Origin of the sequence: Sphaerisporangium sp. NPDC049003 (assembly GCF_043197795.1) — a bacterium.
GTDB lineage: Bacteria > Actinomycetota > Actinomycetes > Streptosporangiales > Streptosporangiaceae > Sphaerisporangium.
Map to the genome: position 1 here is coordinate 228,484 of NZ_JBICTU010000008.1, position 23,339 is coordinate 251,822.

General features: G+C 70.1%; 21 protein-coding genes and 1 tRNA gene. 14 read left to right on the forward strand and 8 right to left on the reverse strand.

Features of this window, described 5'->3' with window-relative positions; all coding sequences use genetic code 11:
• Positions 1–4: 4 nt before the first annotated feature.
• Positions 5–904 (forward strand): alpha/beta hydrolase, encoded by a 900-nt coding sequence (locus ACGFIV_RS11555; protein WP_358547424.1) that lies wholly within the window; start codon positions 5–7, stop codon positions 902–904.
• Positions 905–981: 77 nt separating this feature from the next.
• Here ACGFIV_RS11555 and ACGFIV_RS11560 read toward each other — a convergent pair.
• Positions 982–1,055: transfer RNA gene (locus ACGFIV_RS11560), tRNA-Met, on the reverse strand.
• Between the two features lie 351 nt (positions 1,056–1,406).
• On the opposite strand from ACGFIV_RS11560, the gene ACGFIV_RS11565 reads away from it, so the two are divergent.
• The 3 genes from ACGFIV_RS11565 to ACGFIV_RS11575 are packed head-to-tail and all read left to right on the forward strand — an operon-like array spanning position 1,407 to position 4,584.
• A complete protein-coding gene (locus tag ACGFIV_RS11565) occupies positions 1,407–2,531 on the forward strand; it encodes a Gfo/Idh/MocA family protein (RefSeq protein WP_392834180.1) in 1,125 nt (374 codons plus the stop codon).
• Positions 2,528–3,676, forward strand: coding sequence for a dihydrodipicolinate synthase family protein (locus ACGFIV_RS11570; RefSeq protein WP_392834120.1), 1,149 nt, complete (start codon positions 2,528–2,530; stop codon positions 3,674–3,676). Before ACGFIV_RS11565 ends, ACGFIV_RS11570 begins: the two co-directional genes overlap by 4 nt.
• The gene (locus tag ACGFIV_RS11575) at positions 3,673–4,584 is read left to right on the forward strand and encodes a sugar phosphate isomerase/epimerase family protein (protein WP_392834123.1); all 912 of its coding nucleotides are present in this window, start codon (positions 3,673–3,675) and stop codon (positions 4,582–4,584) included. Before ACGFIV_RS11570 ends, ACGFIV_RS11575 begins: the two co-directional genes overlap by 4 nt.
• Before the next feature lie 30 nt (positions 4,585–4,614).
• Here the strand turns inward: ACGFIV_RS11575 and ACGFIV_RS11580 are convergent, their stop codons facing one another.
• Positions 4,615–5,052: a hypothetical protein gene (locus tag ACGFIV_RS11580; protein ID WP_358547413.1), complete on the reverse strand. Its 438-nt coding sequence runs from the start codon at positions 5,050–5,052 to the stop codon at positions 4,615–4,617.
• A gap of 51 nt (positions 5,053–5,103) precedes the next feature.
• On the reverse strand, positions 5,104–7,212 hold the full coding sequence (locus ACGFIV_RS11585; RefSeq protein WP_392834126.1) for a hypothetical protein: 2,109 nt from the start codon (positions 7,210–7,212) through the stop codon (positions 5,104–5,106).
• A 164-nt stretch (positions 7,213–7,376) separates the two neighbouring features.
• Between ACGFIV_RS11585 and ACGFIV_RS11590 the strand changes: the two genes are divergently transcribed.
• The 3 genes from ACGFIV_RS11590 to ACGFIV_RS11600 all read left to right on the forward strand — a co-directional run bounded on the left by ACGFIV_RS11590 (position 7,377) and on the right by ACGFIV_RS11600 (position 10,220).
• A complete protein-coding gene (locus ACGFIV_RS11590; protein WP_358547407.1) occupies positions 7,377–8,285 on the forward strand; it encodes an LLM class F420-dependent oxidoreductase in 909 nt (302 codons plus the stop codon).
• 164 nt (positions 8,286–8,449) lie between these two features.
• Entirely contained in the window at positions 8,450–8,761 is a 312-nt protein-coding gene (locus ACGFIV_RS11595; RefSeq protein WP_358547404.1) for a hypothetical protein, read from the forward strand.
• A gap of 238 nt (positions 8,762–8,999) precedes the next feature.
• Positions 9,000–10,220 (forward strand): cation:proton antiporter, encoded by a 1,221-nt coding sequence (locus ACGFIV_RS11600; RefSeq protein WP_392834131.1) that lies wholly within the window; start codon positions 9,000–9,002, stop codon positions 10,218–10,220.
• Positions 10,221–10,252: 32 nt separating this feature from the next.
• On the opposite strand, the gene ACGFIV_RS11605 is transcribed toward ACGFIV_RS11600, so the two are convergent.
• Complete coding sequence (locus tag ACGFIV_RS11605) at positions 10,253–10,972, reverse strand: SDR family oxidoreductase (RefSeq protein ID WP_392834134.1); 720 nt, start codon at positions 10,970–10,972, stop codon at positions 10,253–10,255.
• An 83-nt stretch (positions 10,973–11,055) separates the two neighbouring features.
• Complete coding sequence (locus tag ACGFIV_RS11610; RefSeq protein WP_392834137.1) at positions 11,056–11,712, reverse strand: VC0807 family protein; 657 nt, start codon at positions 11,710–11,712, stop codon at positions 11,056–11,058.
• Between the two features lie 278 nt (positions 11,713–11,990).
• Here ACGFIV_RS11610 and ACGFIV_RS11615 point away from each other — a divergent pair, with 278 nt between their 5' ends.
• A complete protein-coding gene (locus ACGFIV_RS11615; protein ID WP_358547393.1) occupies positions 11,991–12,329 on the forward strand; it encodes a luciferase family protein in 339 nt (112 codons plus the stop codon).
• Positions 12,330–12,343: 14 nt separating this feature from the next.
• Here the strand turns inward: ACGFIV_RS11615 and leuE are convergent, their stop codons facing one another.
• On the reverse strand, positions 12,344–13,012 hold the full coding sequence (leuE, locus tag ACGFIV_RS11620) for a leucine efflux protein LeuE (protein ID WP_358547391.1): 669 nt from the start codon (positions 13,010–13,012) through the stop codon (positions 12,344–12,346).
• Positions 13,013–13,513: 501 nt separating this feature from the next.
• Here leuE and ACGFIV_RS11625 point away from each other — a divergent pair.
• The 5 genes from ACGFIV_RS11625 to ACGFIV_RS11645 all read left to right on the forward strand — a co-directional run bounded on the left by ACGFIV_RS11625 (position 13,514) and on the right by ACGFIV_RS11645 (position 20,906).
• On the forward strand, positions 13,514–15,073 hold the full coding sequence (locus ACGFIV_RS11625) for a cellulose binding domain-containing protein (RefSeq protein ID WP_392834142.1): 1,560 nt from the start codon (positions 13,514–13,516) through the stop codon (positions 15,071–15,073).
• A gap of 137 nt (positions 15,074–15,210) precedes the next feature.
• Positions 15,211–16,551 carry a cellulose binding domain-containing protein gene (locus ACGFIV_RS11630; protein ID WP_392834145.1) on the forward strand — a complete coding sequence of 447 codons (1,341 nt, stop codon included), beginning with the start codon at positions 15,211–15,213 and terminating at the stop codon, positions 16,549–16,551.
• Between the two features lie 80 nt (positions 16,552–16,631).
• On the forward strand, positions 16,632–18,401 hold the full coding sequence (locus tag ACGFIV_RS11635; RefSeq protein ID WP_392834148.1) for a chitinase: 1,770 nt from the start codon (positions 16,632–16,634) through the stop codon (positions 18,399–18,401).
• Positions 18,402–18,534: 133 nt separating this feature from the next.
• Entirely contained in the window at positions 18,535–19,779 is a 1,245-nt protein-coding gene (locus tag ACGFIV_RS11640; protein ID WP_358547380.1) for a hypothetical protein, read from the forward strand.
• A 155-nt stretch (positions 19,780–19,934) separates the two neighbouring features.
• Positions 19,935–20,906, forward strand: coding sequence for an AMP-binding protein (locus ACGFIV_RS11645; protein ID WP_392834152.1), 972 nt, complete (start codon positions 19,935–19,937; stop codon positions 20,904–20,906).
• A 93-nt stretch (positions 20,907–20,999) separates the two neighbouring features.
• Here the strand turns inward: ACGFIV_RS11645 and ACGFIV_RS11650 are convergent, their stop codons facing one another.
• Complete coding sequence (locus tag ACGFIV_RS11650) at positions 21,000–21,671, reverse strand: DUF6597 domain-containing transcriptional factor (RefSeq protein WP_358547374.1); 672 nt, start codon at positions 21,669–21,671, stop codon at positions 21,000–21,002.
• Positions 21,672–21,680: 9 nt separating this feature from the next.
• Positions 21,681–22,730 carry an AI-2E family transporter gene (locus tag ACGFIV_RS11655; RefSeq protein ID WP_358547371.1) on the reverse strand — a complete coding sequence of 350 codons (1,050 nt, stop codon included), beginning with the start codon at positions 22,728–22,730 and terminating at the stop codon, positions 21,681–21,683.
• A 382-nt stretch (positions 22,731–23,112) separates the two neighbouring features.
• Here ACGFIV_RS11655 and ACGFIV_RS11660 point away from each other — a divergent pair.
• The coding region (locus tag ACGFIV_RS11660) for a hypothetical protein (protein ID WP_392834156.1) at positions 23,113–23,339 on the forward strand (227 nt) is incomplete at its 3' end.

The following is a 23,339-nucleotide window of genomic DNA, read 5'->3' on the forward strand; positions in this document are numbered from 1 at the left end:
CGGCATGGCTGACCGAATGGCTGATCAGGTGGAGTTCACCGCCGACGGCATCACGCTCGCCGGCGACCTCAGGGTGCCCGAGGGCGGGGGCCCGCATCCGGCACTGGTGTTCACCGGGCCACTCACGGGCGTGAAGGAGCAGGTCACGGGCTTGTACGCGGCCCGGCTCGCCGAGGCGGGGTATGTCACGCTGGCGTTCGACCACCGCAACTTCGGACGGTCGGGCGGCACACCGCGCCACCACGAGGACCCGCAGGGGAAGCTCGGCGACCTGCGGGCCGCCGTGTCGTACCTGCGTGGCCTTCCCGAGGTGGACGGCGAGCGCGTGGGCGCCGTGGGCATCTGCCTGGGCGCGGGGTACGCGCTCCGCTTCGCGGCCTTCGACCCGAGGGTGAAGGCATTCGTGGGCATCGCCGGCGCGTACAACAACCCGTACGCCATGCGGTCCGGCATGTCCGACGAGGGCTACGAGGAGGCGCTGGCCTCCTTCACCGAGGTCTTCGAGCGGCAGGACCGTGGGGGCCAGGTGGAGTACTTCCCGGCGGTGGCCCTCTTCGGCGAGGCGGCGATGCAGGGGGAGGAGCCGTTCGCCTATTACGGAACCGAGCGGTCGGCGTCCCCGTCGTGGAAGAACACGATCACGCGGACGTCCATCCGCGAGCTGATCACCGTGGACAACATGATGGGCGCCGACTTCCTGTCACCCAAGCCCGGCCTGATCGTGCACGGCGTCGTCGACGCCTTCTGCTCCCCGGAGGGGGCCGAGGAGGCGTACAAGCGCATGGACCAGCCGAAGAGGCTCGTGTGGCTCGACGCCAGGCTCCACATCGACCTCTACGACACCGAGCCCTACGTCACGCGGGCCGTCACCGAGACCACCCGCTTTCTCACCGAGCACCTCTGAGATCGGGTTTCCGATCTCCGGCCCCGGAAAGCCGAAGGCCCTGGTCACCGGAAACCGGTGACCAGGGCCTTCTTTTGTAGCGGGGGCAGGATTTGAACCTGCGACCTCTGGGTTATGAGCCCAGCGAGCTACCGAGCTGCTCCACCCCGCGTCGGTGTGTCACAACCATACCGCTGATCGCCGGGGACGCAAACCGAGCGTGAGCCCGCGACCGCGCCGTTGAGAAGCTGTGCCGCTGAGGACACGGGAGGCCGTCGCGGGCGGCACCCCGGCGGCCCGCCCCCCGCGGCCGTCCGGGCATGTTGTGCGCCGACCCCCTTGACCGTGATGTGAACGGAACTTACGGTACGCCGAGAAAGCGCTTTCCCAGCGTCGGGAAGCGCTCGCGTCCTCAACGGCGGCGGAGCACGAGGGATTGGTGTCCGGCCCGCCGGGCGGCACACGGAAAACGCTTTCCAAGCAAAGGAGGCCCTGGGTGACCACACAGACCCTAGGCGTTGTGATGAACGGTGTCACCGGTCGCATGGGTTACCGCCAGCACCTGGTCCGCTCGGTCCTGGCCGTCAACGAACAGGGCGGCGTCGACCTCGGCGGCGGCGAGCGGGTCCTGCTGGAGCCGGTCCTGGTCGGCCGCAGCGAGTACAAGCTCCGCGAGCTCTGCGAGCGGCACAACCTCAAGAACTGGACGACCGACCTCGCCGGGGCACTGCGCGACCCGGACAACGCGCTGTACTTCGACGCGCAGGTCACCCCGGCGCGCGTCGGCGCGATCACGCGCGCCATCGAGGCCGGCAAACACGTCTACACCGAGAAGCCGCTGGCCGAGACGCTGGAGGAGGCCATGGCCCTCGCGCGCCTCGCCCGGAGCGCCGGCGTCAGGAACGGCGTCGTGCAGGACAAGCTGTTCCTGCCTGGCCTGCTCAAGCTCAGGCGCCTGCTCGACGGCGGCTTCTTCGGCCGCGTCCTCTCGGTGCGCGGCGAGTTCGGCTACTGGGTCTTCGAAGGCGACTGGCAGCCCGCCCAGCGGCCGTCGTGGAACTACCGCGCCGAAGACGGCGGCGGAATCGCGCTCGACATGTTCTGCCACTGGTCGTACGTGCTGGAGAACCTCTTCGGCCGGGTCGAGGCGGTCACCGCGCGCGTGGTCACCCACATCCCGGAACGGGTCGACGAGGCCGGGCGGGCCTACGAGGCGACGGCCGACGACGCCGCCTACGGCATCTTCGAGCTGGCGGGCGGCGCGGTCGCCCAGATCAACTCGTCCTGGTGCGTCCGCGTGAACCGGGACGAGCTGGTGGAGTTCCAGGTGGACGGCACGCACGGCAGCGCGGTCGCGGGTCTGCGCGGCTGCCGGATCCAGCACCGGGGGACCACCCCCATGCCCGTCTGGAACCCCGACCTCCCGGTCACCCACTCCTTCAGGGACGACTGGCAGGAGGTCCCCGACAACGGGGACTTCGACAACGGGTTCAAGACCCAGTGGGAGATGTTCGTCCGCGCCGTGGTCCAGGACACGCCGTTCCCGCACGACTTCCTCGCCGGGGCGCGGGGCGTGCAGCTCGCCGAGTCGGGGCTGCGGTCGTCCGCCGAGGGCCGCCGCGTCGAGCTCCCGGAGATCGCCCTGTGATCGTCCTGCCCACGGCCAGGGGAACGCTCTCGGCCTACGAACCGCGCGAGCCCGTCGACCGGCCCCGCCCGCCCGGGCCGCCACGCTCCCGCGTCGCGTACGCGGCCGCGCACGTGGTCGCCGACCCCCTCGGCGACAACACGCCGGGCGCGCCCGCCGCGGTCGACTGGGAGGCCACGCTCCGGTTCCGGCGGCACCTGTGGTCGTACGGCTTCCGCGTGGCCGACGCCATGGACACCGCCCAGCGCAACATGGGCCTCGACTGGGCCGCGACGCGCGAGCTGATCAGGCGTACGGCCGGGGAGGCGGCGGCGTTCGGCGACCCGGCCGAGCTGGTGGCCTGCGGAGCGGGCACCGACCACGCGCCGGACGCCCGGACGCCGCAGGACGTGCTGCGCGCGTACGCCGAGCAGATCGACCTCGTGCAGTCGGCGGGGGCCGGAGTGATCCTCATGGCCAGCCGCAGGCTCGCCGCGCTGGCCCGTACGCCCGAGGACTACCACGCCGTCTACGGCAAGCTGCTCGCCGAGGTGGACCGGCCGGTGATCCTGCACTGGCTGGGCGAGATGTTCGACCCGGCCCTTGGGGGCTACTGGGGCTCGCGCGACGTCGAGGCGGCGACGGAGTCGCTGCTCGCGCTGATCCGCGACAACGCCTCCCGCGTCGACGGGGTCAAGGTCTCGCTCCTGGACGCCGGCCACGAGGTACGGCTGCGCGCCGCCCTTCCGCCGGGCGTGCGGCTCTACACCGGGGACGACTTCAACTACGCCCCGCTCATCGAGTCGGGCAGTGACGCGCTGCTCGGCATCTTCGACGCGATCGCCCCCGCCGCCTCCGCCGCGCTCCAGGCCCTGGACGCGGGGGAGAACGGACGCTACAGGGAACTGCTGGAGCCGACCGTGCCGCTGTCCCGCAAGATCTTCGAGGCGCCGACGTACAACTACAAGACGGGCATCGTGTTCCTGGCGTGGCTCGCCGGGCACCAGGACGCGTTCGCCATGGTCGCCGGGGCGCAGTCGGCCCGTTCGATCGTCCACCTCGCCGAGGTGTTCCGCCTGGCGGACCAGGCCGGGCTGTTCCCCGACCCCGATCTCGCCGAGTCCCGCATGCGCGCCCTGCTCGCCACGGCGGGGGTGGCCGCGTGACCGGCCGTGGGGGGAGCGCGGGCCGCCCGGCCGTGGACGTGCCGAGCGGCCGTCCCGCCGCGATCGAGACGCCCGCGCCGGGGGATCCGCGCCTGGCCAGGCTCTCCCTGAACCAGTGGACGACGCGCCGGTTCGGGGTGGCGGAGGCCGTGGACGGGTGCGCCCGCTTCGGGATACCCGCGATCGGGCTCTGGCGTCAGCAGGTCGCCGATCAGGGCCTCGCGGCGAGCGCCAAGCTCGTACGGGACGCGGGCCTGCGCGTGTCGTCGCTGTGCCGGGGAGGCTTCCTGACCGCCGAGGACCCGGCCGGGTTCGCCTCCGCGCTGGAGGACAACCGCCGGGCGATCGACGAGGCCGCCACCCTGGGCGCGGACTGCCTGGTCCTGGTCGTCGGCGGGCTGCCCGGCGGCTCGCGTGACCTGGCCGGAGCCCGGTCACGGGTCGGGGAGGCGCTGGACGAGCTCGTCCCTTCCGCCCTCGGCGCGGGGGTACGGCTGGCGCTGGAGCCCCTGCATCCGATGTACTGCGCCGACCGGGCCGTGCTCTCCACGCTCGGCCAGGCCGTCGACCTCGCGTCCCGGTGGCAGGCAGAGGCGGTCGGGGTGGTGGTCGACACCTTCCACGTGTGGTGGGACCCGGACGTGCTCGACCAGATCGCGCGGGCGGGGGAGCGCGTCGCGAGCTTCCAGGTCTGCGACTTCCTCGTGCCGCTTCCGGCCGACGTGCTGCTCGGGCGGGGCATGATGGGCGACGGGGTGATCGACTTCCGGCCGCTGCGGTCGGCCGTCGACGCCGCGGGGTACGCGGGGCCGATCGAGGTGGAGATCTTCAACGCCGACGTGTGGGCCGCCGACGGACACGAGGTGATCGCCACCCTCATCCGCCGCTACGTCACCGAGGTCCTCTAGGGTGTGCGGCTCTCGGGCGGCTTCGCGTGATCACTCGGGGAGACAGCCGGTCTTACCCGATATATCGACATTCGGTGGATCGGTGCGCATCGTCACCGTGAACACGATGCCGAGGGACTGCTTCTCCAGCACGCTGACGTTCACGCCGAACCGCGCGTGCGGGCCCTCGGCCTCCTGGTAGCCCATCGTGCGGAACTCGGTGGCCACCGTGGAGGCCAGCGCCGCCGAGGCCGCCGCCGGGTCGGCGCCCCGCGGCAGGTCGCCGGTCATCGTGAAGACGCTCCGCCGGGTGCCCGCCTCGCAGCCGGAGCGGTCGTCGGTGAAGGCCGTGGCCTTGTGGTCGAGATCCATACGGCTCAGCACCGCGGCGTCCTCGCGAAGGACGCCGGTCGTCTCCGCGAGCGTCAGCCCGCCCCCGCACGCCGTGCCCAGCACCAGAACGAGGGCACATACCCCGACACGTCGCATCCGCGCCACTTTACCGATCATCCGGCCGCGCGGCTCGCTTCCGGGGGGTGCTCAACCGCCCTCGCGGCAGCGGTGCCGTACGTCGGCCGAGAGTTCGAGCCCCGAGCTGGCCGGGAAGAGGGACTGCGCTCCGCGACGGTCGAGCGAGCCCTCCAGCATCCACGAGAACTGCCCAGGGAAGTGCTCGGTGAAGATCGGGTGGTCTCCGGGGATCCCCCAGTCCTCGACCGCCTGCCCGGCGAGCTGGATGATCCACACGGGGACGGGCGCGCGGATGGCCAGGAGCCCGCGCTGGAGCGCCAGCCGCTCGTCCCGCGCCCACCGCTCGCGGGTCAGGCCTCGGCAGTCGACGGCGAGGAACCGTCCCATGTGGTCGTCGGGCACGAGCGGCCATTCGGTGCGGAGGAACTCGAAGGCGACCAGCAGGTCACCGAGGTCCGCCGTCCCGGTGCTCAGGTCGGGCATCCTCTGCAGCATGTCGAGGTCCAGGGCCATCTGCTCGGCCGCGTACCCCTGCGGCAGCCGCAGCCCCGGCTCGGCGGGGTCGGCGGCGCACAGCGCCTGGAACCGCAGGAACACCGTCCGGTAGTCCCTCCAACCCCCCGGGCCGGCGGTCGGCGCGGGGCCGGGGAACTCGACGCCGCCGAGCAGGAACTCGGCGACGAAGCGGTTGGTGAGGTCGGCGCCGGCCAGCATGGTGTTGATCACACGCAGGGCCGCGCTCGCCCGCAGCATCGCCGCCTCCCAGACCGGCATCGGGCTCGGCGTCCACACGCGGCACGAGGGCGGGAACTCGGGCAGCACCACAGGGGCGGCCTCGGAGCCGCGGGTCTCACGGTCCCAAGCGGAGTAGGCCGCGTCGAAGGCGCCGAGGTCGGCCGGTTCGACGTCCAGTACCCACCGCTCCGGCAGGAAGTCGGCCCGCTCGACGAGATGGCGGGTCAGCTCGGCCTCCCGCAGGCACCAGACCGATTCGCCGTAGCCGGGGGAGCGCACCCGTACGATCGCGGGGGTCGTGCCGTACAGGGCCCAGACCATCCCGGTGTTGGTCTCCCAGGAGGGGACGTACCCGGCGTCGATCGCGCACCGGCTGGACGACCAGAGCTCCAGGTGGCGCAGGGCCCGCTTGGCGTCGTCCGACCGGTGGCTGATACCGACGACGCGGCGCCGCCAGGCGGGCTTCACGGCGTTGAAGGCGAAGCAGGCCAGATCCTTCGGCCGCACATGGGTCCACGGTTCGCGCGCGGCCTCCTCCAGCCAGGCCATCGCCTTCAGCGTGAGCAGCCATCGCCGCGCGACCGCCGGAGCGATCATCCTGAGCTGGGGGTCGTCCGAGTCCGCCGTCTGGAGCAGGCCCTCGACCACGGGACGGCTGCGCATGAGACGCGCCGCCAGCCGCAGCGCCTCCGCCATCTCCCCGAAGCGGACGTCGGCGCTCAGCCAGGCCCAGTACCCGCGCCAGACCTCCCCCTGGCCCGCCCTGACGTCGGCCGCGTCCAGGAAGGACAGCCGCCCGTCCGGTGACGTCTCCAGGTTGTAGAGCAGGTCGAGGGGCCTTTCGGCGAACTCGTTCGCCGCCGCCCACCGGGCCGGGAGCTTGATCTGGCGTGGGATCGCGAGCCGGGCGGCGGCGTCCTCGCTCAGAGCGCCCTGCCCGCACTCCGGGGTCAGCATGACGTCGCGCAGCAGCGGCCCGACGGCGCAGCTCAGCCAGGTACGGACGTGCTCGCGCAGGACGTCCCCGGCCTCCATGCGCTGGAAGCGGGTGACGGCGTCCGCGGCGTCACACCCGCCCTCTCCACGGCCTGATGGGAGGGACACGTGCCGCGTGCGCCACGCGGTGGACGGAACGCCCTTCACCAGCGCGTTCACGTCGTGGTCCGGCCATTCGTCGATCCTGTCCGGGGGGTTCCAGGAAGGGGCGACGCCGCCGGTGCCGACGCCCCGTACGCCCCTGGCCAGCCAGGGATCGGAGACAGAGCCCGGGGAGGCGGGGACGAGGCGGTGCCGCGACCGCCGCATGCCGTCGCGGGCCTCCGCCCACCGGTCGAGGACCACCGCCGATCCGGCGCCGAGGGCGTCCGCCAGCCACGCGAACGAGACGGCCGATTCGTTCCGCTCCTGACCACCCGGGCCCGTCATCGTCTTCTTCGCCGTCATGATCGGTGCTTGCCTCCACACCGCAGCGGGACCAGTCGGCCAGTATATGAGCTTGCCTCAAAATAGTCTCGACGGCCGCGCTCACCGGCCCGCCGTCGACGGGACCGGCGGCGTACGATGACGGAGCCAAACTAGAACTTCATTCGGTTCAGATGGGTAGGACAATGCGCATCGGGCTTTATCTCAACGAACCCTCGGGTCCGGACGCGATCACCAAGCTAGGCGAGCGCATCGCCAGGGCGGCCGACGACGGCTTCGCCTCGGCCTGGGTCTCGAACATCTTCGGGCTCGACGCGCTGACCGCGCTCGCGGTCGCGGGAAGCCGGGTGCCGGGCATCGAGCTCGGCACGGCCGTGGTGCCCACGTACCCCCGGCACCCCGCCGTCCTCGCGCAGCAGGCCCTCACCACCGCCACGGCCCTCGGCGGACGGCTCGCGCTCGGCATCGGCCTGTCCCACCAGATCGTGATCGAGAACATGTACGGCTACAGCTTCGACAGGCCGGCGCGGCACATGCGGGAGTACCTCTCGGTGCTGCTTCCCCTCCTGCGCGGCGAGCAGGCCGACTTCGACGGCGAGACCCTCAAGGCGCACATGGGCCTCGGCACCCCGGGAGCGGGCACCGTCCCCGTGCTGATCGCCGCGCTGGCGCCCCGGATGCTCCGCCTGGCGGGCGAGATGGCGGACGGCACCGTGCTATGGATGACCGGGCCCAAGACCGTCGCCGATCACGTCGTCCCATCGATCACGGAGGCCGCGCGGGCCGCAGGGCGCCCCGACCCCCGCATCGTGTGCGCGCTTCCGGTCGCCGTGACCGCTGACAAGGACGCCGCCAGGGCCCACGCCGACGAGGTCCTCGCCATCTACGGCCAGCTCCCGTCCTACCGGGCGATGCTCGACCGCGAGGGCGCCGCGGGTCCGTCCGGGGTCGCGATCGTGGGCGACGAGGACGAGGTGGCCGGTCAGATCGAGGCCCTCGCCGGCATCGGGGTGACCGACTTCGCCGCCGCGACATTCGTCTCCGGCGACGACGCGGTGCGCACCAGGAACTTCCTCAAGACCCTCGTCGCCTAGAAGGACGGTCGTCCCCGGGCCACCGTCCCGGGCAGGGAGAAGATCGCCCGGATGGTGGCTTTGGGGTCAAATGCTAAAATTGGTCCACCTGAGGAAAGGGGACCGGGCGCTTGAGGAGACGATCGGATGCGATCGCCGTTCCCAGAGCGGTTCCCTTTCTCGCGTTGGCGGCGCTCGCGCTCCTGATCGCCGCCGTCGCCGCCTACGGCCTCAGAAGCGCCCTGCCGGCGGGGGCCCACGACCGGTCACCCGACGTCACGGCCGCCGACGGCCCGTTCCTTGTCAAGGTGATCCCGGGTACGGCCCACCGGATCGTCCCGCCGCAGATCGGCTGGGCGGACACGCCGCCTCCCGCCGGGTACGGCCCGCAGGCGGGGACACGCGGGCTCGTACCGCGCGACCGGGGCACCCGCGCGCCCGTACCCCCGGCGCACCGGCCCTCCCGCCCCCGCGCCCCTCCGGCCGAGGGTCCCTGACGCCTCGCCGTCACGCGCTCCCCTCTGATCGGGGAGCCGCGGCGATGCCGCGCGCCTGAGGTACCCGTAGATCGTCCACGCGACGGCGCGGCCCTCCAGCGGTGCGCGCGGCACGGCCCGCCGTGACGCGCGCTCCAGGGACCACACCTCGAAACCCTGACGACGACCTGCCGGAGGTTTCCGATGACCCACGAACACGTCCCCGCCCTGCCCGTCTTCACCCGCGAGGGGAGACACCATGGCACTGGCTGACGAGCTCGTCGCCCTCGGCGGCTCCTTCCTGGCCGCGGGGGTCGTCGCCCGGCTCGGAGCCAAGATCGGGCTGCCGACCATCCCGCTCTTCATGCTGGCGGGCATCATCTTCGGCCCGCACACCCCCGGGCTCGCCCTGGTCGACAACCCGGCCGACCTCAAGGTCGTCGCCGCGCTCGGCCTGATCTTCCTGCTCTTCTATCTGGGCCTCGAATTCTCGCTCGACGACATCGTCCAGGGCGGCGGGCGGCTGCTCGCGGCCGGAGGGATCTACCTGCTGCTGAACGTCGGGGGCGGCCTGGCGTTCGGGTTCGCGGTGGGCTGGGGAGGCAGGGAGGCGCTGGTCCTGGCCGGGGTCATCGGCATCTCGTCGTCGGCCATCGTCACCAAGCTGCTCGTCGACCTGAAGCGCCTGGGCAACCCGGAGAGCCGCCTGATCCTCGGCATCATCGTCGTGGAGGACGTCTTCCTCGCGCTCTACCTCGCCCTGCTCCAGCCGGTGCTGGGCGGCGCGCATGACCTCGCTGAGGCGGCGGTCGCGTTCGGCAAGGCGTTCGCGTTCCTGATCGCGCTGACCGCCGTGGCCCGGTGGGGCAGCCGCGTGGTCGGCAGGCTGGTGGAGACCAGGGACGACGAGCTGCTCGTGGTGATGTTCACCGGCCTCGCCGTGCTCACCGCCGGGCTCGCGGAGGAACTGGGCGTCTCCGACGCCATCGGCGCCTTCATGATCGGTCTCATCCTGGCGACCACGAAGGCGGCCGGGCGGATCCGCACCCTGGTCCACCCGCTGCGCGACGCGTTCGCGGCGCTGTTCTTCTTCTCGTTCGGCCTGTCGATCGCCCCCGGCGACTTCGGGCCCGTCGTGGTCCCCGTCGTCATCGCCGTGGCGCTGACGTTCGTGCTGAACATCGCCGCCGGCGCGATCGCGGCCCGCCTGCACTCCTACGACAGGCAGGCGGCGGTGAACATCGGGCTGACCGTGTTGTCGCGAGGGGAGTTCGCGCTGATCCTGGCCACGCTCGCGATCGCCGCGGGGCTGGACGGCAGGCTGGCGCCCTTCATCGCGGGCTACGTGTTCGTCCTGGCCATCCTCGGCCCGCTGCTCGCGGGACGCTCAGGCGCGCTGGTCCGCCTGCTCCCGGCCCCGCTGTTCCCGTCACGGGACGGCGAGGCCACCGCGAGCGACGTACGCGGGACGGTTCGCTGAGGATGACGTCCCCGGTGGGGAGGCCCGCCGCCCTAGCTCATGGTGTTCCCGCCGTTGACGGCGAGGCGCTGGCCGGTGATGAACGCGGCGCCCGGCGACGCCAGGAACGCGACGGCCTCGGCGACGTCGGCGGGCACCCCCATGTGGCGGAGCGGCAGCGCGTCGCGGTAGCCGCTCACGTCGGAGCCCTCGTGGCGCTCCACCGGGATCCAGCCGGGCTCGACGGTGTTGACCGTGATGCCGAGCGGGCCCAGCTCGCGCGCCCAGGAACGGGTGAGGCCGTGCATGGCCGCCTTGGCCGACACGTAGTGCCCGAAGTCGGCGTTGCCCAGGTCGGCGACCTCGCTGCCGATGTTGATGACGCGGCCCCCTCCGGAGGTCCGCAGGTCGGGCAGGACGGCGTGCAAGAGCAGCAGCGGCGCCTTCACGAAGAACCTGAGCTGGTCGAGGTGGTCGTCCCACGTCTGCTTCTCGATCGGCATCATCGGCTGGGGCCCGGTCGCGTTGTTGACCACGACGCTGATCGGACCGACGCTCTCGCGGATCTCGGCGACGCCCCGCAGCACCGACTCCTCGTCGGTCACGTCGAAGCGGGAGACGTGGGCCGCGGCGCCGATGCGCTCGGCCACGGCGGTCGCCCCGGCGGTGTCGTGAGCGTAGTTGACGACGACCTTCCAGCCGTCCGCCGCCAGCCGCTCGGCGATGACCGCGCCGAGCCCCCGCGACGCCCCGGTGACGAGTGCGCATCCCATATGTCTGTCCTCTCCACGGTGGAAACGCACCCATCCTCGCCCACCCGCGTACGTCTCACGCGGCCGGTCGGCACCGCGGCGCCCTATCCGGCGGTGATGGCCAGGACGGGCGCGGGGGTGTCGGCGTGCAGGCGACGCAGCACCCGGCGGAACGCGTAGATCGAGAACCCGACCGCCACGCCGCTGATGGCGGCGACCACCGACGTGCGGACCAGCAGGTAGGTGCCGATCGACTGGTGCAGCAGCAGCCAGATGCTGACGGTGGAGTTGGCCATCAGCACGAACGCCCACAGCAGCGTGATCCGCGCGAAGAACCGCCTGACCCGCTCGTGCCCGAGCACGGTCGAGGGCAGGTGGATGTAGTCGAGGGTGAGCTTCTGGACCAGGGGCCGGTTCAGCCGCACCGAGGCGAGGAAGGCCATGCTGATGCAGATGGTGCCGAGCTCGGGCTGCAGGAAGTAGACGACGGCGCTGCCCGTCCACCAGCCCAGCGCGGCACGGGCGGTGATGGCGATCGCCGCGAGGATCATCGTGCCCGGCACCGGCCGGCGGCGGATCACCCGCCAGAGCACTCCGGTGTACACCCACGTGACGGCGGCGATCAGCGCCCCGTCGAGTCCGAGCAGGGCGAGGGCGCTGTAGAAGACGGCGAGCGGGGCCACCACGCCTTCGAGGAGCTTCGGCACGGCCTGCCTGAGCAGCGCGGTGATCCTCGGGAGCGTGAAGGACGGTGCGTTCATGCTTCTCCCAGTGAGGAAGACGGAGGACCGACGCTAAGGCTTCCGCGACTACCCGGAGATGGGAACGGCGAAACTCCCCTGAAACACCGGATTGCGGTCATTGGTTGCCCACCGTACCCAATGTCTGATTAAACGGTACATATGAGGAAAAAGATCGTTTTAATGGATCAACTACCCGAGCTGCGGTTATGCCCGTCCCTCCCGGAGTGGTTGAACATCGGATAACGGTTCGGGAACAGAGGGTTTCCACCGGGCGAGCGGCCCGCGAGCATGAAGTTATGGCAGTGCTCACACGCACGCATGTTCGCTCCGCCGGCTGCGTGGCCGATGTCGCCGTCCAGCTCACACGCTGGCCCGACCTCGCGGTCAGTCGTACCCGCAGGGCCATAAAGTTCCGCACCCGGGGGCGTGAAATCATTCGCATGTCGGGCGACGACACCGCCGAGCTGCTGCTCACGGCCCCGGTCATCGACCGGTGGGCCAGGGTCCTGGCCGACTCGAACCGCGTGACGCCCGGCCGCAGCTCCGGATGGATCCGAGTCCAGATAGAGGACCGCGCCGGCGCCGAGATGTTCCTCTCGCTGGTGAGCGTGGCGCTGAAGGTCAACCAGGACTAGCGGCGCGGTGAAGGTCAGCTGAGGCTGGTGGTGGCCAGTTTGGCGCCGAAGCCCAGGAAGACCGCGCCCACTCCCGAGGTGAGACCCGCCGAGAGCCTCTTGCGCCGCCGGAACTGGCTCGCCAGGTAGACGCCGCCGAAGATCAACGTAGAGAGATACATCGCGCTGAAGAGCTGACAGATCGCCCCGAGAATCAGGAACGACAGCGCCGGGGCGCCATAGTGCGGATCAACGAACTGCACGAAGAACGAGATGAAGAACAGGATCGCCTTCGGGTTGAGCAGGCTGACCGTGAGGGCCTTCCTGAACGGGTCGGTGAGGTCCGCGACGGCCTCGACCGGCTCCCGCCTCCCCTCCTCGCCCGGCTCACCGCGCTCACTCCTCCAGGATCTCCGCGCGGCCCGGATCATGCCGATCCCGATCCACGCCAGGTAACCCGCGCCGGCGTACTTCACGACGTTGAACAGCAGCGGCGTCGACTGGAGCAGCGACGCGACCCCGGCCGCCGACAGCACCATCAGCACCGTGTCGCCGACGAACACCCCGGTGGCCGCCCGGTACCCGGTCCGCACGCCGCGCCGTGCGCCGACCGACAGCACGTACAGCGAGTTCGGGCCGGGAAGAAGGATGATCAGGAACGCCCCGACGACGTAGGCCCAGATATTCGTGATGCCGAAGAACATGCCGCCAAGCTCCAGAGTCCGAGGGGATACATCACGTTATACCTGGACCTGCCGCCCGGGCCCCGTTGACCCCGGCGCTCGCCGGGCGGCTCCTGGAGCGGGCCGTCACCGGTTCCGGCGGCGCCGGTTCGGGCGTGCGCTCCCACGGCGCGGACCGTACGTCTCCAGGCAGGCGGGTAGACCAGCCGGTACGCCTTGTCAGAAGGTCCCTGCCTGCGGGAAAACCATGGAGTTTGGGTCTTGTGGGCGCGCGGACGCGGGGCTACGATCGCGACAACTCTTAGGAAACTTTCCTAAAAGAAATGACCAACGGAGTCGTCCGTGGCCCGCCCCCCTCCTGAGCTGACCAGGCTTTGAGCTGCGGAAACGCAATGGCGTGAGCCGCCGCCCCACCACCACCCGGCCCACGAGTTCACCCCTCTTCTAGGCCTTCACGGGCCGCCCTCGCACCCCCCGCCGGCACGGCGCGCACCGGTCGTACCGGCTCAAAGAGGAGCTTCAATGCGATTTATCCGTCTATGCGTCGCGGCTCTGGTCGCCGCGGCGGCCGTACTGGTCATGACGACAGGGTCCGCCTTCGCGGCCTCGGCGACCGCGACCTTCACCAAGCCCCAGGACTGGGGCAGCGGGTTCGAAGGCAAGTACACGGTCACCAACGGCACCTCCAGCGCCCTCAACGGCTGGACCGTCGCCTTCGACCTGCCCGCCGGCTACTCGGTCACCACCTCGTGGGACGCGGTGATGACCAGGAGCGGCCAGCACTACACCTTCTCCAACCCGAGCTGGGCCCCGACCCTGGCCGCCGGGGCGAGCACCAGCTTCGGCTTCAACGGCAGCCCCGGCAACTTCAGCGCGCCGCTGAACTGCACGCTGAACGGCGCCTCCTGCTCGGGCGGCACCACCAACCCCGGCGCCCCGGGCGCCCCGGGCACCCCCAGCATCACCGGCACCGCCAACACGTCGATCTCCCTGTCCTGGGGGGCGTCGACCGGCACCGTCACCGGCTACCGCGTGTACGAGGGAACGACGGTCAAGGCCACGGTCACCGGCACCTCCGCCACGATCGGCTCTCTCGGCACCTGCACGACCCACACCTACACCGTGAAGGCGTACAACTCGGTCGGTGAGTCGGCGGCCAGCGGCTCGGTCACCGGCACGACCACCGGTTGCACCAACCCGCCGCCCGGCGGGGGCAAGGGCCAGCCCTACCTCTACATGGGCTGGGGCAACCCGCCCAGCGCGACGTCCGTGATGAACGCGACCGGGATCAAGGCGTTCACGATGGCCTTCATCCTGTCGAGCGGCGGCTGCAACCCCGCGTGGGACGGCCAGCGCCCGCTCCAGGGCGGCGTCGACGCCACCACGATCTCCCAGATCAAGGCCGCAGGCGGCGAGATCGTCCCGTCGTTCGGCGGATGGAGCGGCAACAAGCTCGGCCCGAACTGCTCGACCCCGCAGGCACTGGCCGCCGCGTACCAGCAGGTCATCAGCGCCTACAACCTCAAGTCCATCGACATCGACATCGAGAACAGCGACGAGTTCGAGAACGAGGCAGTTCAGGACCGCATCCTCAACGCGCTGAAGATCGTCAAGCAGAACAACGCCGGTCTCAAGACGATCGTCACGTTCGGCACCAGCACGACCGGTCCGACGTACTACGGCACCCGCCTGATCAACCAGGCCGCGGCGCTCGGCGCGAACATCGACGTGTTCACGATCATGCCGTTCGACTTCGGCGGCGGCGCGAACATGTACCAGAACACGGTCAACGCCTCCGAGGGCCTGAAGAACGCGCTGAAGACCGCCTTCGGCTGGTCCGACGCCACCGCCTACTCCCACATGGGCATCTCGGGCATGAACGGCCTGTCCGACCAGCAGGAGCTCACCACCCCGGCGATCTGGACCCAGATCCGCGACTGGTCCAAGTCCAAGGGCCTGGCCCGCCTGGCCTTCTGGTCGGTCAACCGCGACCGTCCCTGCCCCGGCGGCGGCGTGAACGAGTCCTGCAGCGGCACCAGCCAGAGCGACTGGCAGTTCACCTCGATCACAGCGGGCTTCTAGCCCCCGATGACCGTACGGTCCGCGCAGCTCCGTCCCCCCAAGGGGATGCGCGGGCCGTACACCCATCCCCCCGCACCCCGGCCCGCCCCGGGGTGCGGGGGCTGTGACCTCAATCCTCACCTTCGGGAGGTTGCGTCTTGAGAGCGCGCCCCGCTTCCTGGACCCTCGCCGCCGCCACGGTGCTCCTCACCGTCGCCGCCGCGCTCGCCGTCCCCGGGCCCGCGTACGCCGACACCGCCGTCTTCGCCAAGACGTCGAGCTGGGACACCGGGTACAACGGCCAGTTCACGATCACCAACACGGGTTCCGCGACGCTCAACGGCTGGACCGTCGCCTTCGACCTGCCGTCCGGAACCACGGCAGGGACCTACTGGGACACGCTCATGACCCGGTCGGGCGACCACTACACGTTCAAGAACCGCGAGTACAACGGCACGCTGGCCCCCGGGGCGTCCACCACCTTCGGCTGGGTGGCGAGCGGTACGGGCGCACCGGCCGGGTGCACGCTGAACGGCGCCTCCTGCTCAGGCGGAACGGGCCCCACTCCCACCCCGACGCCCACTCCCACCACCACCACCACGACGCCTCCGCCGGGCAGCCCGGGATCACTGTTCCACGCGCCGTACGTCGACATGGGCGCCTGGCCGACCCCCAGCATCCCCGCGATGAGGTCGGCGTCCGGTCTGAAGAACTTCACCCTGGCCTTCATCACCGCCTCCTCCTGCAAGGCGATGTGGTTCAACGCCTACGACCCACGCCAGGGCTGGGCGAAGGACCAGATCGACGCGATCCGCGCGGGCGGCGGCGACGTGAAGATCTCCTTCGGCGGCGCCAGCGGCATCGAGCTGGCTCAGGCGTGCTCGGACGTGAACGCGCTGTTCACCGAGTACGACGCGGTCGTCAAGGCGTACGCGCTGAAGTACGTCGACCTGGACATCGAGGGCGCGGCCACGGCCGACCCGGTGTCGGTGAACCGCAGGTCGCAGGCGCTGGCCCGCCTCCAGCAGGCCAACCCCGGCCTGAGGATCTCGCTCACCCTGCCCGTCCTGCCCGAAGGGCTCACCGCCGACGGCCTGAACGTCGTGAGGTCGGCGCGCGACGCGGGCGTGGCACTGGACGTCGTCAACGTCATGGCGATGGACTACTACCGGTCCGCCGACTACGGCGACGCGGCGGTCCAGGCGGCGCAGAGCACCTTCGCCCAGCTCAGGTCCCTCTACCCCGGCAGGACCGACGCCCAGATCTGGCGCATGGTCGGCGTCACCCCGATGGTCGGCCAGAACGATGACGGGCGGTTCTTCGACCAGGCCGACGCCCGGCAGCTCGTGGCCTTCGCCACGACCAGGCACCTGGGCGAGCTGGCCTTCTGGGAGATGACCCGCGACCGCAACGCCTGCTTCGGAGCGCTCTACATGTGCACGAACATCGCCCAGTCGCCGTACGACTTCTCCAAGATCTTCGCGGGGTACAACGGATGACCTTCTTCTCACGCCTCCCAGCCGCGTCCCTCTCACGTCTCAGGGCGGCCGGCCCTCTGTCCCGGCTCAAGGCGGTCGCCGTGACGGCCGCGCTGGCTCTCGGGGTGGTGGTGGTCCCGGCCACGGCGGCCCTGGCGGCCAACATCGCCGCCAACCCCGGGTTCGAGAGCGGGCTCAGCGGCTGGACCTGCGCGTCCACCGCGAAGACCGTCACCAGCCCGGTCCACGGGGGCGCCTCCGCGCTGGAGGCCACCCCGGCGGGCAGCGACTACGCCCGCTGCTCCCAGACGGTCAGGGTGAAGCCGTCCTCGTCGTACTCCTTGTCGGCGTGGGTCCGGGGAAGCTACGTCTTCCTCGGCGCGCTCGGCACCGGCACCACCGACGTCAGCACCTGGGGCACCCCGGGCTCGGCGTACGCCCAGCTCACCACGTCGTTCACCACCGGCTCGGCCACGACGTCGGTCACCGTCTACGTCAACGGCTGGTACGGCACGGGCACCTACAACGCCGACGACATCGTGCTGGACGGGCCCGCCGGTGACGGCGGAGGCACCCAGGTCCCGGCCGTGCCGGCAGGGCTCGCGGTCACCGGCACCACCGCCTCCAGCGTCTCGCTGAGCTGGTCGGCGTCCACGGGCGCGACCGCGTACAACGTCTACCGGGACGGGACCAAGATCGGCACCCCCACCGGGACGACCTACACCGCCTCGGGGCTGACCTCGGGCACGGCCTACAGGTTCGCGGTGAGCGCCTCGAACTCGGCGGGGGAGTCGGCGAGGTCGGCGGAGGTGACGGGCACGCCCTCGACCACGCCACCGCCGCCCAACACCCTGCCGAAGCGGGTGCTGGTCGGGTACCTCCACGCGTCATTCGCCAACGGTTCCGGATATATCAGGATGAGCGATGTCCCGAACGCCTGGGACGTCATCGACCTGGCCTTCGGCGAGCCCACCTCCGTGACCTCGGGCGACATCCGCTTCAACCGGTGCCCGTCCGGCGAGTGCCCGAACGTCGAGAGCGACGCCGACTTCACCGCCGCCATCCGCGCCAAGCAGGCGGCCGGCAAGAAGGTGCTCATCTCGATCGGCGGCCAGAACGGCCAGGTGCAGCTCACCACCACCGCCGCGCGTGACACGTTCGTCAGGTCGGTCGGCGCGATCATCGACAAGTACGGCCTCGACGGGCTCGACATCGACTTCGAGGGCCACTCGCTGTCGCTCAACGCGGGGGACACCGACTTCAGGAACCCGACGACCCCGGCCGTGGTGAACCTGATCTCGGCCATCAGGACCCTCAAGGCCAAATACGGCACGAAGTTCGTGCTGACCATGGCTCCGGAGACCTTCTTCGTGCAACTCGGGTACCAGTTCTACGGCTCGGGAACGGGCGGGGCCGATCCTCGCTCCGGCGCGTACCTGCCGGTGATCCACGCCCTGCGCAACGACCTGACCCTGCTCCACGTGCAGGACTACAACTCAGGTCCGATCATGGGGCTGGACAACCAGTACCACACCATGGGCGCGGCGGACTTCCACGTCGCCATGACCGACATGCTGCTCACCGGCTTCCCCGTGCGAGGGAACGCCGCCGACGTCTTCCCCGCGCTGCGCCCGGACCAGGTCGCCATCGGCCTGCCCGCCGCGCCGTACGCGGGGAACGGCTTCACCGCGGTGGCGGAGGTCCAGAAGGCCTTCGACTGCCTGGCGAAGGGGACCAACTGCGGTCCCTACCGGCCGCGCGGGGTCTACCCGAGCCTGCGCGGCCTCATGACGTGGTCGATCAACTGGGACAGGTACAACGGATCGGAGTTCTCACTCAACCACCGCGCCTACCTCAACGCGCTCCCCTGATGCACACTGACCATGCCATCGTCACCCATTGGAGTCAAAACACTTCTTTGTGTGAACAATTCTGGATAGATGGTGCCAATTTTCGTGCCCGAGTGGTCGGTTTGGCCTGTCGTCCGGCAGGCTAGTGAGCGTCATGGACTACGCAATTCTCACGGGGTTCGTCCTCGTATCAGGTGTCGTGCTGGCGGTCGTCGCACAGTGGAAGGGCTGGAAGCCGTCTCTCGCCGTCGCTCTCGCGATCGGCATCGGCTTCCGCGTCCTCATCATGATCCTGTCGGCGACCGACACCTGGCAACCGGTCGACTTCGTGAACAGCTTCAAACCGGCGGGTGAGGCGATCCTCGCCCACAAGGATCCGGTCCTGGAGAGCAACGGCGGCTGGCACTTCCTTCCGACGATCCCGTACGTCTACGGGTTACTCCTGTGGATGCACATCCCGTGGGAAGTCGCCGGTCGCCTGGTCACCGTGGTCTCCGACATCATCCTGATCCCTCTCGTCGGCAAGCTGGCCGGCGGCAGGGACGCCAGGCTCCGCGCCTTCCAGTACGCCTGCAACCCGCTCGCGCTGCTGGTCGCGTCGGTGCACGGCCAGGTCGAGCCGGTCTCGCTGGTCTTCGGCGTGGCCGCCTTCATCGTGGCCAGGAACGCCAGGACCTCGCGGCCGGTCCGCAACGCGATCGTCGCGGGCCTGCTGATGGGTCTCGCGCTGTGCGCCAAGAGCTGGCCGATCTGGCTGGTTCCCGGGATGCTGCTGTTCCTGCCCGACCTGCGGTCCCGGGCGTACGCGTTCTTCGCGACCGGGGTGGCGCCCGTCTTCTTCCTCGTCACCCTGCCGATCGGCGCCGGCACGTCCCTCTCCCAGTTGCCCACGGTCATCCGCACCATCGGCGACGTGCGCCCGATCGTGGGCGAGTGGGGTTGGACGGCGCTCATGGTGGGCGGCGACTGGACGCTCGACGCCGACCTCGCCCGCTACGGCCAGTGGATGATCTACGCCACGCTGCTCGTCGTCGGGTTCCTGTGGCGGAAGGCCGATCCGATCGACCTGACCACGGCCCTGCTGCTGGCGTTCATGGTGGTGACCCCGCGCCTCGGAGCGCAGTACCTCATGTGGTTCATGCCGTTCCTCGTGGCGAGGCCCACGCGGTTCGCCTGGCCCGCCGTCATCGGCGCCTCCACCTGGGCCGCGGTCGGGTATCTCTACCTGACGCAGTTCGACAACGAGAAGTGGTGGTACCTGCACGAGCCGTGGGCGATGAGCTCCGCGGTGCTCCTTCCGGTCCTGGTCGCCGCCATGCCATGGGGTGCCCGACGCACCGGGCGCTCGTCCCTCGTCCCGGCCGAGCTTCCCCGCTCGCCGGTCGCCGCCTCGGCCTGACCCCCGCGGGCACGCTCGCGGCCGTACCTCACGGGGACGGTTGACGAGCACCAAGCGCTTGCTCAAAATCAGGGAGTGCCGACCTTCGCGGAGCTGGTGGAGGCGCGTGCCCACGACGGGCACGCCGGCCTCCGGTTCGAGGACGAGACCTACACATGGGCGCGGGTCGTCCACGAGGCGCGGAGGCGGGCGGCGTTCGGAAATATGGGGTTACGTATTTCAACTACGTGGGACGGGCGCTCGCGTACATCCTGGCCACGCCGGAACGTCCGGACGACGCGGACAACTCGCTGGCCGCCGCGTTCGGCACCGAGGCGTCGGCACGCGACATGACCGAGTTCGGCCGGCGGTTCGGCTGCCGCACCATCGAGGGATACGGCTCCAGCGAGGGTGTGATCTCCATCAGCAAGACGCCGGGGACCCCGCCGGACGCCCTGGGGCTCGCGTCCGGCGACACCGACCTCGCCGTCCACGACCCGAAGACCGGTCACGAATGCCCCCGCGCCGTCTTCGACGAGACGCGGAGGCTGGTCAACGCCCACGAGGCCATCGGCGAGATCGTCCGGCGGGGCGCGACCTTCGAGGGGTACTACAACAATCCCGAGGCCGACGCCCGGCGCCTGCGCGACGGCTGGTACTGGAGTGGCGACCTCGGCTACCGCGACCAGGACGGATACTTCTACTTCGCCGGCCGGGACGCCGACTGGCTGCGCGTCGACGGCGAGAACTTCGCCGCCGCGCCGGTCGAGCGCATCCTCGCCAGGTACGCGCCGGTGATCATGTGCGCGGTGTACGCGGTGCCGGACGCGCGGACCGGCGACCAGGTGATGGCCACACTCGAACTCTCCGGCCCCTTCGACCCCGGACGCTTCGCGGCGTTCCTCGTGGATCAGCCTGATCTGGGGACCAAGTGGGCGCCCCGGTTCGTACGGATCACAGGGGCGATGCCGCTCACGCCCACCAACAAGGTGGACAAGACGGGCCTGCGCCGAGAACGGTGGGAGTGCGCCGACCCGGTCTTCTGGCGGCCGGATCGGGAACCGCGCTACATGCCGATGACCGGCGCCGACCGCGCCGAGCTCAGGAAGCGCTTCAGCGAGTCGGGCCGGGAGCACTTCCTGCTGTGAGCACTCCCTGTCGCGATCTCCGTGCGTTCTCCGCGTGCGGTCTCCGCTTGTGTTCCCCGCTTGTGTTCTCGGTTTGTGTTCCCCGCGCCAGGGTCAGGCGGTCTCGCCCGAGAGCAACCGGCCGAGGGGGACACCGGCGAGGCGTCGCACGTCGTTCGCCATGTGCGCCTGGTCGCTGTAGCCGCACCCGGCCGCCACGTCGGCCGGTCGCGCCCCTGCCCTGGCCAGCGCGAGCGCCCTCTGGAACCGCACGACGCGCTGGAGGACCTTGGGCCCGTACCCGAACGCCCGCACGCACCGCCTGTTCAGCTGCCGCTCGCTGAGACCGAGATCCCACGCGACCCGGGCGACGGTCGAGCCGTGCCGGAGCGCCCGGGTGATGGCGGGAGCGCACTCCTCCGGCGCCGGCGTCTCACGCAGCCGTGCCGCCACCGCGCGCTGTAGGTCGTCCGGCCCGCGGAGCTCGAAGGTGGGCAGATCGGCCAGCGGCACCCGCTGGTCCCTGAGACCCTCGGCGGGCACGCCGAACACCTCGCCCACAGCCCCCGGGCGGAAGCGGATGCCGGTGAACCGCTCGCCCGGCTCCAGTCTCGCCAGGAAGTGACCCGTGTCGGGGCCCGCGACGTGCGGCCCGTGGGGACCCCAGATGAGATCGACGCAGCCATCGGGAACGACCCGCTGGACGAGAGGGGCCACGGCGTCCTGCGTCCACAGGCAGGCCACGCGGCCGGCCAGCGAGGGGCCGGGCGCCGACGCTACGTACATGTGTGCAGCTTACGAGCGTGGCTGGTCGTTCGGTATCTCGCCCGAGACGAGCGCGCCCGACCACTTGGCGCTCGGGTCGCTGTCGATCAGCAGGGCCCGGGTGAGCAGGGTGAGCGGGATGGCGAGAAGCGCTCCGATCGGCCCGAGCACCGTCGCCCAGATGATCAGTGACAAGAATGTCACCGTCGTGGTCAGCCCCACCGCGTCGCCGAGGAACTTCGGCTGGATGAACGACTGCACCACGATGTTGATCACCATGTAGGCGATGATCGTCAGGACCATCGTCCGGATGCCCCCGGTGAGCAGCCCGAGCAGGGCGGGTGGCACCAACCCGATGACGAAACCGATGTTCGGGATGTAGTTGGTGATCAGCGCCAGCACCCCCCACAGCAGGGGGAGCGGCACTTGCAGCACGTACAGCGCGACGACGTCCAGCGCCGCGCAGATCAAACCGAAGATCGTGGAGACGAGGAGGTAGCGGCGGGTCTTCTCGGCGAAGGTCGTCAGCGCCCTGGTGATGGCCGGGCGCTCGGCGGACGCGGCCGACATGACGCGGGAGATGATCGGGGCGTCCAGGCTCATCGCCAGCAGGAGGATGACGATCAGGAGCAGGCTGGAGACCACGCCGAGCACGCTGGACAGCAGTCCCTGGGCGAACTCGAAGATCTTCCCGGGGTCGAGCGACTGGATGGCCTTGTTCACCTGCGGCGCGATGCCGTGCTCGGCCGCCCACCGCTGCGCGTCGGCCACGAGTTTGTTGAACTGGTCCGAATAGCTGGGGACGAGCACGGCCATCTGCACGACGGCGGTGGTGAGGATCGCGACCATGCCGAGCAGGACGACGATGACCACCGCGAGCGGGACCGCGACGACGAGCCAGCCAGGCGCGTGTTTGCGGCTCAACCAGCCCCTGATCGGGGACACCGCGATCGTCAGGACCAGCGCCAGCACGACGGGGCCGACGATCGTGTCGATCGCCTTGATGCCGGCCAGGACGATGACGGCCGTGGCGGCGACGAGCAACATGATCAGTGCGCGGGGTACCGTTCGATCGCTCACGGCCTGCCTCAATCCGTTCGGGGAATCGTCTGTTTCTACCGCTTGTTGTACTGACGTTGGCGCGAGGGCCGGAAGGTTCTACTCGATCGTTGCTCGTTGTGGATCGAGAGCTGGCCGGAGACTGCTAATCTTTTGTCGTCGGCATCGCCCGGCCAACAACCCCGCTCTCCACTTCTGGTGGATGCGGCGTGGGCGCTGGTCGGTGATGATGGCGGTACCCCTTTAAAGATCTACCGGGCGGCGTTTGCGCCACCAGGATCGATCGGGTAAGTTAGAGGGGTTGCCCTGGAGACAGGGTGGTCTGAATCCTAGCGGGTTCGGGTGGCTGGAAGTCAAGTGCCTGGAAAGGCGCGGTTTGCTCCCGGTTAAACGGCCTTGTAGGATGAAGACATACGAGATGGAAGCCCCGGAGTTCGGACCTGCTGAAGGTTCGGGTGATGGTGTACGCGTCCGTTTCTTGAGAACTCAACAGTGTGTTAAAAGCCAGTGCATGAATATGCATACCTCCGTCTTCCATGCGCCTTTGCGGGTGTGTGGGGATGGTTTCCTTTGGTTGGCATCACGCCTTGTGGGGTGTGGTGTTCGCCGGGATTTCTTCAAGCATTGTTT

Excerpts from the sequence above, each read along its gene's own strand:
- ACGFIV_RS11565 (WP_392834180.1), top strand. The coding sequence starts at position 1,407 with ATGAACGGTGTCACCGGTCGCATGGGTTACCGCCAGCACCTGGTCCGC.
- leuE (WP_358547391.1), bottom strand. The coding sequence starts at position 13,012 with ATGTTCTTCGGCATCACGAATATCTGGGCCTACGTCGTCGGGGCGTTC.
- ACGFIV_RS11625 (WP_392834142.1), top strand. The coding sequence starts at position 13,514 with ATGCGATTTATCCGTCTATGCGTCGCGGCTCTGGTCGCCGCGGCGGCC.
- ACGFIV_RS11615 (WP_358547393.1), top strand. The coding sequence starts at position 11,991 with ATGGCAGTGCTCACACGCACGCATGTTCGCTCCGCCGGCTGCGTGGCC.
- ACGFIV_RS11600 (WP_392834131.1), top strand. The coding sequence starts at position 9,000 with ATGGCACTGGCTGACGAGCTCGTCGCCCTCGGCGGCTCCTTCCTGGCC.
- ACGFIV_RS11605 (WP_392834134.1), bottom strand. The coding sequence starts at position 10,972 with ATGGGATGCGCACTCGTCACCGGGGCGTCGCGGGGGCTCGGCGCGGTC.
- ACGFIV_RS11590 (WP_358547407.1), top strand. The coding sequence starts at position 7,377 with ATGCGCATCGGGCTTTATCTCAACGAACCCTCGGGTCCGGACGCGATC.
- ACGFIV_RS11580 (WP_358547413.1), bottom strand. The coding sequence starts at position 5,052 with ATGCGACGTGTCGGGGTATGTGCCCTCGTTCTGGTGCTGGGCACGGCG.
- ACGFIV_RS11650 (WP_358547374.1), bottom strand. The coding sequence starts at position 21,671 with ATGTACGTAGCGTCGGCGCCCGGCCCCTCGCTGGCCGGCCGCGTGGCC.
- ACGFIV_RS11645 (WP_392834152.1), top strand. The coding sequence starts at position 19,935 with ATGGGCGCGGGTCGTCCACGAGGCGCGGAGGCGGGCGGCGTTCGGAAA.
- ACGFIV_RS11610 (WP_392834137.1), bottom strand. The coding sequence starts at position 11,712 with ATGAACGCACCGTCCTTCACGCTCCCGAGGATCACCGCGCTGCTCAGG.
- ACGFIV_RS11555 (WP_358547424.1), top strand. The coding sequence starts at position 5 with ATGGCTGACCGAATGGCTGATCAGGTGGAGTTCACCGCCGACGGCATC.
- ACGFIV_RS11585 (WP_392834126.1), bottom strand. The coding sequence starts at position 7,212 with ATGACGGCGAAGAAGACGATGACGGGCCCGGGTGGTCAGGAGCGGAAC.
- ACGFIV_RS11640 (WP_358547380.1), top strand. The coding sequence starts at position 18,535 with ATGGACTACGCAATTCTCACGGGGTTCGTCCTCGTATCAGGTGTCGTG.